Consider the following 14,015-nt stretch of genomic DNA (forward strand, 5'->3'; position numbering starts at 1 on the left):
GTGCGTGATCCGTTACGACGCCCTGGACGCCCTTCCGGTACGTGCCGCCCTGCCCGGGCTGACCGGCGCGCTGGACGCGCACGGCACGGCGGTGCTGGTGGCGCCGCCCGGTACCGGGAAGACGACGCTGGTGCCGCCGGCGCTGGCGGGGCTGCTCGGGGCGGGGCCCGCGCGGCGGGTGCTGGTCGCCGAGCCGCGGCGGATCGCCGCCCGCGCGGCGGCACGGCGGATGGCGTGGCTGCTGGGTGAGCGCGTCGGCGAGTCGGTCGGGTTCACCGTGCGCGGGGAGCGGGCGGTGGGGCGGCGCACGCGCGTGGAGGTCGTCACGACCGGTGTGCTCCTGCAGCGCCTGCAGCGCGACCAGGAGCTGTCCGGGGTGGACGTGGTGGTGCTGGACGAGTGTCACGAGCGGCATCTGGACGCGGACACGGCGGCGGCGTTCCTGTGGGACGTGCGCGAGACGCTCCGCCCGGAGCTGCGGCTGGTGGCCGCGTCGGCGACGACGGACGCGGAGGGCTGGGCGCGGCTGCTGGGCGGTGCGCCGGTGGTCGAGGCGCGCGGTGCCGCGTACCCGGTGGAGGTCGTCTGGGCGCCTCCCGCGCGTGCGGTGCGGCCGCCGCACGGGATGCGGGTCGATCCGGCGCTGCTGGCGCATGTGGCGTCGGTGGTGCGGCGGGCGCTGGCCGAGCGGGAGGGTGACGTGCTGGCGTTCCTGCCCGGGGTGGGCGAGATCGCGCGGGTGGCGGGGCTGCTGGGCGACCTCGGCGGTGTCGAGGTCCTCCAGGTGCACGGGCGGGCACCGGCCGCCGTTCAGGACGCGGTGCTGTCGCCCGGGGAGCGGCGGCGGGTGGTGCTGGCGACGGCGGTGGCGGAGTCCTCGCTGACGGTTCCCGGGGTGCGGGTGGTGGTGGACTCGGGTCTCGCCCGCGAGCCGCGGGTCGATCACGCGCGGGGGCTGAGCGCGCTGACGACGGTACGGGCCTCCCGCGCGGCGGGCTTGCAGCGGGCGGGGCGGGCCGGGCGTGAGGCGCCGGGTGCGGTGTACCGCTGCTGGGCGGAGGCGGAGGACGCGCGGCTGCCGCGGTTCCCCTCCCCCGAGATCAAGGTGGCCGACCTGACGGCGTTCGCGCTCCAGGCGGCCTGCTGGGGCGATCCGGACGCCTCGGGGCTGGCGCTGCTGGACTCCCCGCCGGCGGGGGCGATGGCGGCGGCCCGGTCCACGCTGGCGGCGATCGGCGCGGTGGGCCCTGATGGCCGTGCCACGGCGCGGGGTGCGCGGCTGTCGCGCCTGGGGCTGCATCCCCGGCTGGGGCGGGCCCTGCTGGACGCAGCGCCGGTGGTGGGTCCGGGCCTCGCCGCCGAGGTGGTCGCGCTGATCGGTGAGGAGCCGCCGCGCGACTACGGGGACGATCTGTCCGCCGCCCTGCGCACCGCGCGGCGCGGCGGCGACGCGTACGCCGCGCGGTGGCGCACGGAGGCGCGCCGCCTGCGGAGTCTCATGACCGAGAACACCGGTGGCTCCGCCGGTGGGGCCGGTGGGGCCGGTGGGGTCGACGCCGGTGTCGCCGGTGGCGCCGGTGGCGCTGATGCCGCCGATCAAGCCGGTGCAGTCGGCGGCTCCGGTGCCGGGCGTGGCTCTGGTGGGCCCGGTGCAGCCGCCGGTGGGGTCAGTGGGGTCGACGCCGGTGTCGCCGGTGGCGCTGATGCCGCCGGCCACGCCCGTGCGGCCGACGGCTCCGGTGCTGGCCGTGACTCCGGTGGGCCCGGTGCAGCCGCCGGTGGGGCCAGTGGGCTGGTGAGCGCCAGTGCGGCCCGTGGCTCCGGTGCCGGCCGTGACTCCGGCGGGCCCGATGGGGCCGATGCAGCCGCCGGTCAGGCCACTGGACTGATGAGCGCCAATGCCGCCGCTGCGGCCCGCGACTCCGGTGCCGGCCGTGGCTCCGGTGGGGCCGGTGCAGCCGGGGAGGTCGAGAGCGTCCGTGCGGTGGGGGCGGTCGGCGCCGGTTCCGCTCATGGCGCTGGTGCCGTCCGTGCGGCCGGTGCGGCTCGGGGAGCCCGTGCAGCCCGTGAATCCAGCGCCGCCGGGAGCGTCCGTGCCGCTGGTGCTGCCGGTTTCGGTGGTGGGGAGGAACGGCGGGTCGGGATGGTCGTGGCGCTCGCGTTTCCCGAGCGGGTGGGGCGCGCGGAGGGCGGGTCGTATCTGATGGTGGGCGGGACCCGGGCCGAGGTGGGGGCCGGGTCCGGGGTGCGGGGGGCCGAGTGGGTCGCCGTGGCCGTGGCCGACCGGCCCGTGGGGAGGGGGCACGCGCGTGTGGGGCTCGGGGCGGTCGTCGACGAGGCGATCGCGCGGTACGCGGCCGGCGCGCTGCTGGAGCGCCGCGAGGAGGTGCACTGGGCCGACGGGGACGTCGTCGCGCGGGAGGTCGAGCGGCTCGGGGCGGTGGAACTGGCCGTACGGCCGCACACCGGCGCCGGCGCCTCGCTCGTACGGGCCGCGCTGCTGGACGGGCTGCGGCGGGAGGGGTTCGGGCTGTTGCGGTGGTCTGCCGGGACGGCCGTACTGCGGCAGCGGCTGGCCTTTCTGCACGGCCGGCTGGGCGAGCCCTGGCCCGATGTGTCCGACGCGGCGCTCCACGCGCGTGTGGAGGAGTGGCTGGAGCCGGAGCTGAGCCGGGCCCGGCGGCGGGCCGACCTCGCGCGGATCGACGCCGGGCAGGCGCTCGGGCGGCTGCTGCCCTGGGCTTCCGGCCAGGCCGCGCGGCTCGACGAGCTCGCGCCCGAGCGGATCACCGTGCCGAGTGGGTCCGCGGTCCGGGTCGACTACTCCGACCCGGACCGCCCGGTGCTGGCCGTGAAGCTCCAGGAGATGTTCGGACTCCAGGAGTCGCCCCGGGTGGCCGGGGTGCCGCTGCTGGTGCACCTGCTGTCCCCGGCCGGGCGTCCTGCCGCCGTGACGGCCGACCTCGCCTCCTTCTGGCGGGACGGCTACCGGGCCGTACGGGCCGAACTGCGCGGGCGCTATCCCAGACACCCGTGGCCCGAGGACCCGGCCGCCGCCGAGCCGACCCGGCACACCAACGCGCGGCCGCGGCGGTGAGCCGTCGCTTGGCGGGCCGTCAGGCGGTGGGGCTCGCCGACGGCTCCGGGGACGGGCTCTCCGTCTCTGCCGCCGCCACGGTCAGTTCGACCGTGAGGGTCGCTCCGCCCACGGTGGTGACGCGGAGCAGGAACGTGCCGGTGGTGTCGTCCGCGTACAGCCGCGGCAGTTTCAGCAGGCCGTCCGCGTCGGTCTCGAGACGCTTCAGCGTGCGGACCGCCCTGCCGTCGGCGTCCTTGAAGTAGGGGCCCTCGTCGTTCTCGGCCGGGTCGTCGGCGGAGGTGACGAGCGTGGCGGTGGCGGCGACCCTGTCGGCGGCGGCACCGTCGTGGGTGGCCTTCAGCTCGATCTGCTCGGCGAACTCGCCGCCCGGGGTGCACGTCAGTGCCGTCTCACGGGTGCGGACGAGGGTGTCGGCCGCGCGTTCGGTGACCGTCGCCTTGTAGGCGACGCCCGGGATGTCGCGGCCCACGACGACCGCGCGGACGGCGAACGCGCCGGTCTTCTCGCCGGCCCGGAGCGCGGGTGCCACGGCGACGCCCGACGCGTTGGTGACCACGGTGGCCACGCTCTCGCCGCCGGCGAACGTGGTGTCGGTGTCGCCGTGGATGGTGAAGCGGATCCGCACCTTGGCCACCGCCTTGCCGGCGTCGGTCTCCGCGCGGGCGCTGATCCGCTTGCCGAAGGTGTCGCCCGCCATCGCGGTGAGCGTCGCGGGGCTCGCGTCCTCCAGGTGGTCCACCGTGTCGGTGGGGGTCGGAGGAGTGGGGGTGGGCGGCGGAGTGGTGGGGCTGCCGCTGCCGGGGTCGGTCGGTTTGGGGCTCGGAGCGGAACCGCCCGGCTTGTCCGGCGCGGGAGTCGGCCTGGGGGTGGGCTTGGGCGCCGGCGGGGTGGCCGGGGTCGACGGGGACGTCGACGGGGAGGGCCGTACCGTCGTGCCGGCGTCGCTGCGGTCGCCGGGCAGCGCGCCGGAGCCGTCCGGGATCTCGTGGGTGCCCTTCCGGTAGTACTCCAGCCACGACAGGACGGTGTTCAGATAGTCCGTCGAGTTGTTGTAGCTGAGGATCGCCTTCCTGAGGTCTCCCCGGTCGGAGAGGTCCCAGCCGAAGCGGCACAGGTAGTGGCCGGCGGAGAGGGCGGCGTCGTAGATGTTGTTGGGGTCCTCGCGGCCGTCGCCGTTGCCGTCTCGGCCCGCCCACTCCCAGGTGGAGGGGATGAACTGCATGGGGCCGACGGCCTGGTCGTAGGTGCTGTTGCCGTCGTAGGCGCCGTCGTCGGTGTCCTTGATGAGGGCGAAGCCGTTGCCGTCGAGCTGGGGGCCGAGGATGGGCGAGAGGGTGGTGCCGTCGGCGTCGACGCGTCCGCCGCGTGCCTGGCCGGACTCCACCTTGCCGATGGCGGCGAGGAGTTGCCAGGGCAGGTTGCAGCCGGGCTTCTTCTCGCGCAGCGCCGCCTCGGCCTTCTTGTAGGCGTCGAGGACGGTCGCGGGTATGCCTGCCTCGGCCTCCGACGGGTCGACGGCGCCGGTGCCGGTGCCCGGGGAGGGGTTGGGGCTGTTGAGGGGCGGCAGGTCCGTGTAGTACGGGGAGTTGCCGGTCGCGCTGCCGCCGTCGGCGGTCGCCTCGGGCGAGGGCGTGGCGTCGGAGGCGGTCTGTCTGCCCTGGCCGTCGACCGTGACGCCCGGGGCCTGGGACGCGGACAGGGCTGCCACCGCTGCCGCGGCCACGGCGGTGGTCGCGGCTCCCTTGCGCAGCCTCCTGCCGAAATGCGCCGCCATAGAGTGAACCCCTCCCGTGGGCGCTGTGGCGCCCGTCGACGTGTGCTGTGTCCGCCCTGTTGTGACGTCCGTCCCCGCCCGCCGGTTGCCCTGCGCGGTCCTCCGGCACGACGACCCTCGCGACCCTACGACAACTTCCTTTGCGCGCACACCCGTTCATGACCGGTATTCACCGATTGGCCACATTGCGGGTGCGGCGGGGCCGGGACGGGACGTCGCGCATACTGATGCCTTTCGATGCACGGGCCCCGGCGGCCCGGTCAATGCCTGCCGCGAGGAGTCGAGTTGCCGTTCACGTTGAGCCACGCGGTGGCGGTTCTGCCGGCCGTACGCACCGATGGGAGCGGCCGGGCCGCCCTGGTCCCCTCGGTGCTGATCGCGGGCACGTTCGCTCCCGACATGACCTACTACGCGGCGAGTGTCCTGTCGGGCGCGATGGAGTTCGGCGATGTGACCCACGCCTTCGGGGGTGTGTTCACCGTCGATGTGCTCATCGCCTGGGCGCTGGTGGGGTTGTGGCTGCTGCTGCGCGAGCCGCTGGTGGCGCTGTTGCCGCGATCGCGGCAGGGGCGGGTGGCGGCGCTGGTGCGCTGCGGGGCGCCGCGGGCGCGGATCCGGCCGTCGCTGGTGGCGCGCTGGTACGTCTCGGCGGTGCTGGGGGCGTCGACGCACGTGGTGTGGGACGCGTTCACGCACCTCGACCGGTGGGGGATGCGGGTGTTTCCCGTGCTGGGCGAGGAGATCGCGGGGTCGCCGTTGTACTGGTATCTGCAGTACGGCGGTTCGGCGGTGGCCGCGGTGGTGATCGCGCTGTTCGTGGCCCGGGCGCTGCGCCGGATGGCGCCGGGGGCCGCGGGGGCGGCTGGAACGGCGGGGGCGGTGGCGGACGGGCCGGTGGGGGTGGCGGTCCTCTCCGCCGCCGACCGGTGGGCGGCCGTCGCGCTGCTCGGCGGGTGTGCGGTGGTGGGGGCGGTGCAGCGGGCTTCGCGGTGGTGGGCCTACTGGGGTTCGACCGCGAAGCCCTGGGAACTGATCCCGACGGTGTGCTTCGGCGCGGGCGCGGGGCTGGTCCTCGCGCTGCCGTTGTACGCGCTGGCCGTCAGGGCGTGGCGTCCGGCCACCCCGGCCACGGCGGACTCGGAAGGCTCCGGCACGCGGCGGAGCGACCGTACGGCCGCACGCTGAGGGTCTCGCTCGCCGCGACGAACACGGTGACGGTGCGGACGGGGCGGGGCCGGGGCAGCAGGCTCACCACGAGGGTGAGATAGGCACGGGCCAGCTCGGCCCACAGCCGCCAGGGCGGCTGCCCGCCGGTGGGGGTGCGGTCGCCTCTTCGGCGGCCGTCGGTGATGCGGCGGCCGAGCTCCGCGGTGGCGTGGCGCAGCGCGGTCGCGAGGGTGGTGGGGATGCGGGCGGTACTTGCGGCGGCCGCGAAGACCGGAACCGGCGGAAACGCCTTGAGAGTGGGTCCGTCGGCGTCGGCCCGCGGGGGTGCCGCTCTGCGGTGAAGCATGCGTATACCCATGCGACGCATCCTGTCCGCCAACCCGCCCCACGGCGTGCCCGCGGGGTCCACGCGAGTGAACCCCCTTCCGGGCGCCGGCGGCGAACGGCGCCCGCGCGCCACGCGTCCCTCCGGGCGCGCTGAGGGACCCCCGCAACAGCGACGGCACTCTCCCTTTCACCACATGGCGTGCCCGCCGGGCCCCTCCGGGGGCCGGCGGCACGGCGGCTGCACGCCAGGACGCTGAGGGAGGTCGCTGCGGGGACGGCGGCGCGCGTCTCTGCGGAGATGCGGGGAGCGGCCACTGCGTCGACGGGAGCGCAGGTCCCTCCCGAAGCACCGAGGAAAGGGCCGCTCCGTCGGTGCCGGCATCAGCACCTCCCGGGCTGAGCCGAGCGGGGACCTCGTACGGCTCCTTCGCGCGCGCTCGTGGGCGCGGCGGGCGAAGCGCGGCCGAGCGCGGCGCCGCGGCAGGGCCCGGGCAGCCGCCCCGGCGTGCCACCGGCAGGTGCAGGCCCCCGACGGGCCGCCGGAACGGTGGTACACCGCTGGGCCGCGCCGGCGGACCGGAGCGGCGTCGTCGCGGTGGCCAGGTCCGGGCCCGGTGATGCCGTGGCAGCGGCGCCGCCCGGTCCGCACCGGCGCAGGCCGCACGGTGCGGGCCCGGGCAGCCGCCCCGGCGTGCCGCCGGCAGGTGGAGCGCCGAGCGGGGACCTCGTACGGCTCCTTCGCACGCGCTCGTCGGCGCGGCGGGCGAAGCGCGGCCGAGCGCGGCGCCGCGGCAGGGCCCGGGCAGCCGCCCCGGCGTGCCACCGGCAGGTGCAGGCCCCCGACGGGCCGCCGGAACGGTGGTACACCGCTGGGCCGCGCCGGCGGACCGGAGCGGCGTCGTCGCGGTGGCCAGGGCCGGGCCCGGTGATGCCGTGGCAGCGGCGCCGCCCGGTCCGCACCGGCGCAGGCCGCACGGTGCGGGCCCGGGCAGCCGCCCCGGCGTGCCGCCGGCAGGTGGAGCGCCGAGCGGGGACCTCGTACGGCTCCTCCGCACGCGCTCGTGGGCGCGGCGGGCGAAGCGCGGCCGAGCGCGGCGCCGCGGCAGGGCCCGGGCAACTGACCCGGCGGGCCACCGGCAGGTGGAGGCCCCCGACGGGCCGCCGGAACGGTGGTGCACCGCTGGGCCGCGCCGGCGGACCGGGGCGGCGTCGTCGCGATGGGCAGGGCCGGGCCCGGTGATGCCGTGGCAGCGGCGCCGCCCCGGTCCGCCGGCGCAGGCCGCACGGTGGCGGTTGCCCGCCGATGCGGCGGGCACGGCGCGCCTCGGGCCGGCGTCAGGGCCCGCAGGGCGGTGCCCCGGCCGGGGCACCGCCCTGCGGGCCCGCCGTCGCGGCGGGGTCAGTGGGCTGCCGACTCCCAGTCGGGGCCCGCGCCCAGCGAGACGCCCAGGGGGACCCGGAGCTGGACGGCGGATGCCATCTCGCGGCGGACCAGGTCCTCCACCGTCGCGCGCTCGCCGGGGGCGAGCTCCAGGACGATTTCGTCGTGGACCTGGAGGAGCATGCGGGAGCGCAGGTCCGCCTCGCGCAGCGCGCGGTCCACGTTCAGCATGGCGATCTTGACGATGTCCGCCGCCGTGCCCTGGATCGGCGCGTTCAGCGCCATGCGCTCGGCCGCCTCGCGGCGCTGGCGGTTGTCGCTGTTGAGGTCGGGCAGGTAGCGGCGGCGGCCGAACAGCGTCGCCGTGTAGCCCGTCGCCCGCGCCTCGTCGACGACCCGGCGCAGATAGTCCCGTACGCCGCCGAACCGCTCGAAGTACGCGTCCATCAGGGCGCGGGCCTCCGCCGCCTCGATGTTCAGCTGCTGGGAGAGGCCGAACGCCGACAGTCCGTACGCCAGGCCGTACGACATCGCCTTGATCTTGCGGCGCATCTCCGCGTCCACCGCGGACTGCTCGACCGAGAACACCTGCGCGGCCGCCGTGGTGTGCAGGTCCTCGCCCGAGGTGAACGCCTCGATCAGGCCGGCGTCCTCGGAGAGGTGGGCCATCACGCGCAGTTCGATCTGGCTGTAGTCGGCGGTGAGGAGCGACTCGAAGCCCTCGCCGACGACGAAGCCGCGGCGGATCGCGCGGCCCTCGTCCGTGCGGACCGGGATGTTCTGGAGGTTGGGGTCCGTCGAGGACAGGCGGCCCGTCGCGGCGACGGTCTGGTTGAACGTGGTGTGGATACGGCCGTCCGCGGCGATCGTCTTGATCAGGCCCTCGACGGTGACGCGCAGCTTCGCCTGCTCACGGTGGCGGAGCATGATCACCGGCAGTTCGTTGTCCGTCTGGCCCGCCAGCCAGGCCAGCGCGTCGGCGTCGGTCGTGTAGCCGGTCTTCGTCTTCTTCGTCTTCGGCAGCGCCAGCTCGCCGAAGAGAACCTCCTGGAGCTGCTTGGGCGAGCCCAGATTGAACTCGTGCCCCGCCGCCGCGTGGGCCTCCTTCACCGCCTGCTGCACGGCGCCGGCGAACATCTGCTCCATGGCCTGCAGGTGCTCCCGGTCGGCCGCGATGCCATGCCGCTCCATGCGGGCCAGCAGGGCCGACGTGGGCAGTTCCATGTCGCGGAGCAGATCCGCGGCGCCCACCTCCGCCAGGCGGCCCTCGAAGGCCTCGCCCAGGTCGAGGACGGCGCGGGCCTGCACCATCAGTGCCTCGGCCTGGGCGCCGTCGTCCGCACCGAAGGCCAGCTGGCCGTCGGGCGCGGCGGCGGGGGCCAGCTCGCGGTGCAGATACTCCAGGGACAGCGCGTCCAGGTCGAAGGAGCGGCGGCCCGGCTTCACCAGGTACGCGGCGAGCGCGGTGTCCATGGTGACGCCCTCGATGCTCCAGCCGTGCTCGGCGAAGACGCGCATCGCGCCCTTGGCGTTGTGGAACACCTTGGGACGCTCCGCGTCGGCGAGCCAGGCGGTGAACGCCCGCTCGTCGGTCTCGTCCAGCTCGGACGGGTCGAACCAGGCGGCTGGTCCGCCGGCCGTGGCCAGCGCGATCTCGGCGACCGAGCCGGTGCCGAGCGCCCAGGTGCCGACCGTCGCGACTCCGAGGGGGCCGGTGCCGTGCTCGGTGAGCCAGCCGGTCAGCTCGCCGGGGCCCAGCACCGTGCCGTCCAGCTCCACGCCCTCCGTGACGACCGGGGTGGTCTCCGCCTCCTCCGCGCCCGGGTCGACGGCGAACAGGCGCTCGCGCAGCGAGGGGTTCCTGATCTCCAGGGTGTCCAGGACGACCGCCACGGCCTTGCGGTCGTAGGCGGCGCGCTCCAGGTCGGGGACGGCCCTGGGCAGCTCGACCCGGCGCTCCAGCTCGGTGAGCCTGCGGTTGAGCTTGACGGACTCCAGGTGGTCGCGCAGGTTCTGCCCGGCCTTGCCCTTGACCTCGTCGACGCGCTCGACCAGGTCGGCGAAGGAACCGAACTGGTTGATCCACTTCGCGGCGGTCTTCTCGCCGACGCCGGGGATGCCGGGCAGGTTGTCGGACGGGTCGCCGCGCAGTGCGGCGAAGTCCGGGTACTGGGCGGGCGTCAGGCCGTACTTCTCGAAGACCTTCTCCGGGGTGAACCGGGTCAGCTCGGAGACGCCCTTCGTCGGATACAGCACGGTGGTGTGCTCGGAGACCAGCTGGAAGGAGTCACGGTCGCCGGTGACGATCAGCACCTCGAAGCCCTCGGCCTCCGCCTGGGTGGCGAGGGTGGCGATGATGTCGTCGGCCTCGTAGCCCTCGACGGCGAAGCGCTGCGCGTTCATCGCGTCGAGCAGTTCGCCGATCAGCTCGACCTGGCCCTTGAACTCGTCGGGGGTCTTGGAGCGGTTCGCCTTGTACTCGGTGAACTCCTCCGAGCGCCACGTCTTGCGGGAGACGTCGAAGGCGACGGCGAAGTGCGTGGGCGCCTCGTCACGGAGCGTGTTGGCCAGCATCGACGCGAAGCCGTAGATGGCGTTGGTCGGCTGGCCCGTCGCGGTGGTGAAGTTCTCAGCGGGCAGCGCGAAGAACGCGCGGTACGCGAGTGAGTGCCCGTCCATGAGCATCAGGCGGGGGCCGCCGGGGGTCTGGTCGGTCTTCTTCGATGCTGTCTCTGCCACGTACCCGATCCTGCCACGTGGCACTGACAGTCGGTTCCGCCCGTGTGCGGCGGTACGGATCCGTCCCCTCCGCCTCTTCCCTTCCCGGGCCCGAACGGGCCTTGTCCCCGAACGCCGGGCGGGCTGTACGGGATGGGAGGATCGGAGATCCACCTCACACGTGTGCGTGAACAGGAGTGCGCGATGGCAACGAAGCCGCCCCAGGGTGATCCGGTTCAGGACGCGCCGCAGGTCGCCGGGCCGAAGCGGGCCGCTGCCGGGCTCCCCGCGATCGGTCACACCCTGCGCATGGCCCAGCAGCAGATGGGCGTGAAGCGTACGGCGCTGACGCTGCTCAACGTGAACCAGAAGGACGGCTTCGACTGCCCGGGCTGCGCCTGGCCGGAGCCGGAGCACCGGCACAAGGCGGAGTTCTGCGAGAACGGCGCGAAGGCCGTGGCCGAGGAGGCCACCCTGCGCCGGGTCACCCCGGAGTTCTTCGCCGCGCACCCGGTGACGGAGCTGGCCGGACGCAGCGGCTACTGGCTGGGGCAGCAGGGCCGGCTGACGCACCCCATGTACCTCCCCGAGGGCGGTGACCGCTACGAGCCGGTGACCTGGGAGCGGGCGTTCGACATCGTCGGCGAGGAGATCGGCGCCCTCTCCTCCCCCGACGAGGCCGTCTTCTACACCTCGGGGCGCACCAGCAACGAGGCGGCGTTCCTCTACCAGCTGTTCGCGCGGGAGCTCGGCACCAACAATCTGCCGGACTGCTCCAACATGTGCCACGAGTCGTCCGGCTCGGCCCTGTCGGAGACGATCGGCGTCGGCAAGGGCAGCGTGCTGCTGGAGGACCTCCACCGGGCGGATCTGATCATCGTCGCCGGGCAGAACCCCGGCACCAACCACCCGCGCATGCTGTCGGCCCTGGAGAAGGCCAAGGCGAACGGCGCGCGGATCGTCAGTGTGAACCCGCTGCCCGAGGCGGGCCTGGAGCGGTTCAAGAACCCGCAGACCGCCAAGGGGCTCGCCACGGGCGCCGCCCTGACCGACCTGTTCCTGCAGATCCGTCTCGGCGGCGACCAGGCCCTCTTCCGCCTCCTCAACAAGCTGATCCTCGACACGCCGGGCGCGGTGGACGAGGAGTTCGTGCGCGAACACACACACGGCTACGAGGAGTTCGCCGAGGCCGCGCGCGCCGCCGACTGGGACGGCACGCTCACCGCGACGGGGCTCACGCGCGGGGACATCGAGCGGTGCCTGCGGATGGTCCTGGAGTCGGAGCGCGTCATCGTGTGCTGGGCGATGGGTCTCACCCAGCACAAGCACTCGGTGCCCATGATCCGCGAGATCGTCAACTTCCTGCTGCTGCGCGGCAACATCGGCCGCCCCGGCGCGGGGGTGTGCCCGGTGCGCGGCCACTCCAACGTGCAGGGCGACCGCACGATGGGCATCTTCGAGCGGCCGGCGCCGGCGTTCCTGGACGCCCTGGAGAAGGAGTTCGGCTTCGCGCCGCCGCGCGAGCACGGTTACGACGTCGTACGGGCCATCCGCGCGCTGCGCGACGGAAAGGCGAAGGTGTTCTTCGCCATGGGCGGCAACTTCGTCTCCGCCTCCCCCGACACGGAGGTCACCGAGGCGGCGATGCGCCGGGCCCGGCTGACGGTGCACGTGTCGACCAAGCTGAACCGCTCGCACACCGTCACGGGCGCGCGGGCGCTGATCCTGCCGACGCTGGGCCGCACCGAGCGGGATGTGCAGGACGGCGGCGAGCAGTTCGTCACCGTCGAGGACTCGATGGGCATGGTGCACGCCTCGCGCGGCCGGCTGGAACCGGCAAGCGGGCAGCTGCTGTCCGAGCCGGCCATCGTGTGCCGGCTGGCCCGCCGCGTCCTCGGCGAGCGCAGCACGGTGCCGTGGGAGGAGTTCGAGAAGGACTACGCGGCGATCCGGGACCGCATCGCGCGGGTGATCCCCGGCTTCGAGGACTTCAACACGCGTGTGGCACGCCCGGGGGGCTTCGCGCTGCCGCACGCCCCGCGCGACGAACGCCGCTTCCCCACCGCGACCGGCAAGGCCAACTTCACCGCCGCGCCGGTGGAGTACCCCGAACTGCCCGAGGGCCGGCTGCTGTTGCAGACCCTGCGCTCGCACGACCAGTACAACACCACGATCTACGGCCTGGACGACCGCTACCGGGGGATCAGGAACGGCCGCCGGGTGGTGCTGGTGAATCCGGAGGACGCGCGGGAGCTGCGGCTCGTGGACGGCAGTTACGTCGACCTGGTCGGCGAGTGGAAGGACGGCGTGGAGCGCAGGGCGCCCGGTTTCCGTGTCGTGCACTACCCGACCGCGCGGGGCTGTGCGGCGGCGTACTACCCGGAGACGAACGTCCTGGTGCCGCTGGACGCCACCGCGGACACCAGCAACACCCCGGCCAGCAAGTCGGTCGTGGTGCGTCTGGAACAATCGGCGACCGACTGAGCGTTCGCTCAGCAGACAGCCGTACGACGCACGACGAGACGAATGGAGCCGGGCCCATGGGAGAGCAGCAGCAGGTGAAGTTCCCGCAGGGGGTCATCGACGAGTACGCCGCGCTCGGTGTGGACCTGCCGGCGCTCTTCTCGGCGGGCCATCTGGGCACGCGGATGGGCGTGCAGATCCTGGAGGCCTCGGCGGAGCGGGTCGTCGGGACGATGCCGGTGGAGGGCAACACCCAGCCGTACGGGCTGCTGCACGGCGGCGCGTCGGCGGTGCTGGCGGAGACGCTGGGGTCGGTGGGTTCGATGCTGCACGGAGGGAGCTCCAAGATCGCTGTGGGGGTCGACCTCAACTGCACGCATCACCGCGGCGTCCGCTCCGGCATGGTCACCGGGGTGGCCACGCCGGTGCACCGGGGGCGGTCGACGGCGACGTACGAGATCGTCATCACCGACGAGGCGGACAAGCGGGTGTGCACCGCGCGGCTGACCTGCCTGCTGCGGGACGCCGGCCCCGGCGACGCGGAGCGGGCGGCGGGCTGACCCCCGCGGTGGTGCGGGGCGACCACGACCCCGCACCACCATCCCGCCCGCGCGGGCGGGAGCGGTGGGGCCACGCGATCGGGACCGCCTCAGCCCGCCCTGGCCACCAGCCGGCCCCCGCGCCAGAGGCGCCCGCGCGGGCGCGACACAACCGCTGCCCACCCACGCCGCGCACTCGCCCCCGGCCACAGGCGCCCACGCGTCCCCACACCACCGAGCGAACCCCACCCCCGCCCAGGACACCAGCCCCCCGCCACCCCAGAGCGCCCGGACGGGCCCTGTGCGCCCAGGCCGTACGTCCCCGGCCCCCGCATCCCGGTCCGTCCCCGCGCCACAGGCCGCCCACGCGGGCGGCTGGGCCCCACCCCTGCGCGTCCCGACCCTGTGCGCCCCGCCCCCACGCCATGCCCCGGCCCCCGCACCGCCATTGCCTCCGCCCGGGCGGCGTCCTAGCGTTCGGAGCATGGGGCGGGGAGGCAGTTCTCGACCACGGGCCGGGGCGTTCGCCGCGGTCCTCGCGACCGC

Annotated in this window: 7 protein-coding genes; 4 read left to right on the forward strand and 3 right to left on the reverse strand. The window is 74.9% G+C overall.

Features of this window, described 5'->3' with window-relative positions; translation table 11 throughout:
• Positions 1-4: 4 nt before the first annotated feature.
• Positions 5-3,097, forward strand: coding sequence for an ATP-dependent helicase C-terminal domain-containing protein (locus ACZ434_RS17875; RefSeq protein WP_468456761.1), 3,093 nt, complete (start codon positions 5-7; stop codon positions 3,095-3,097).
• Between the two features lie 19 nt (positions 3,098-3,116).
• Here the strand turns inward: ACZ434_RS17875 and ACZ434_RS17880 are convergent, their stop codons facing one another.
• Positions 3,117-4,874 carry a lytic transglycosylase domain-containing protein gene (locus tag ACZ434_RS17880; protein WP_468456763.1) on the reverse strand — a complete coding sequence of 586 codons (1,758 nt, stop codon included), beginning with the start codon at positions 4,872-4,874 and terminating at the stop codon, positions 3,117-3,119.
• 285 nt (positions 4,875-5,159) lie between these two features.
• Between ACZ434_RS17880 and ACZ434_RS17885 the strand changes: the two genes are divergently transcribed.
• The gene (locus tag ACZ434_RS17885) at positions 5,160-6,059 is read left to right on the forward strand and encodes a DUF4184 family protein (RefSeq protein WP_468456766.1); all 900 of its coding nucleotides are present in this window, start codon (positions 5,160-5,162) and stop codon (positions 6,057-6,059) included.
• Here ACZ434_RS17885 and ACZ434_RS17890 read toward each other — a convergent pair.
• Positions 5,974-6,399, reverse strand: a complete 426-nt coding sequence (locus ACZ434_RS17890; protein ID WP_468456768.1) for a hypothetical protein — start codon at positions 6,397-6,399, stop codon at positions 5,974-5,976. The genes ACZ434_RS17885 and ACZ434_RS17890 overlap by 86 nt on opposite strands.
• Before the next feature lie 1,368 nt (positions 6,400-7,767).
• Positions 7,768-10,488, reverse strand: a complete 2,721-nt coding sequence (gene polA, locus ACZ434_RS17895) for a DNA polymerase I (RefSeq protein WP_468456770.1) — start codon at positions 10,486-10,488, stop codon at positions 7,768-7,770.
• A gap of 183 nt (positions 10,489-10,671) precedes the next feature.
• Between polA and ACZ434_RS17900 the strand changes: the two genes are divergently transcribed.
• On the forward strand, positions 10,672-12,951 hold the full coding sequence (locus tag ACZ434_RS17900; protein ID WP_468456772.1) for an FdhF/YdeP family oxidoreductase: 2,280 nt from the start codon (positions 10,672-10,674) through the stop codon (positions 12,949-12,951).
• A 56-nt stretch (positions 12,952-13,007) separates the two neighbouring features.
• Positions 13,008-13,490: a PaaI family thioesterase gene (locus ACZ434_RS17905; RefSeq protein WP_468456774.1), complete on the forward strand. Its 483-nt coding sequence runs from the start codon at positions 13,008-13,010 to the stop codon at positions 13,488-13,490.
• Positions 13,491-14,015 lie beyond the last annotated feature (525 nt).

The sequence above is a fragment of the Streptomyces sp. NPDC030893 genome, from assembly GCF_055571535.1.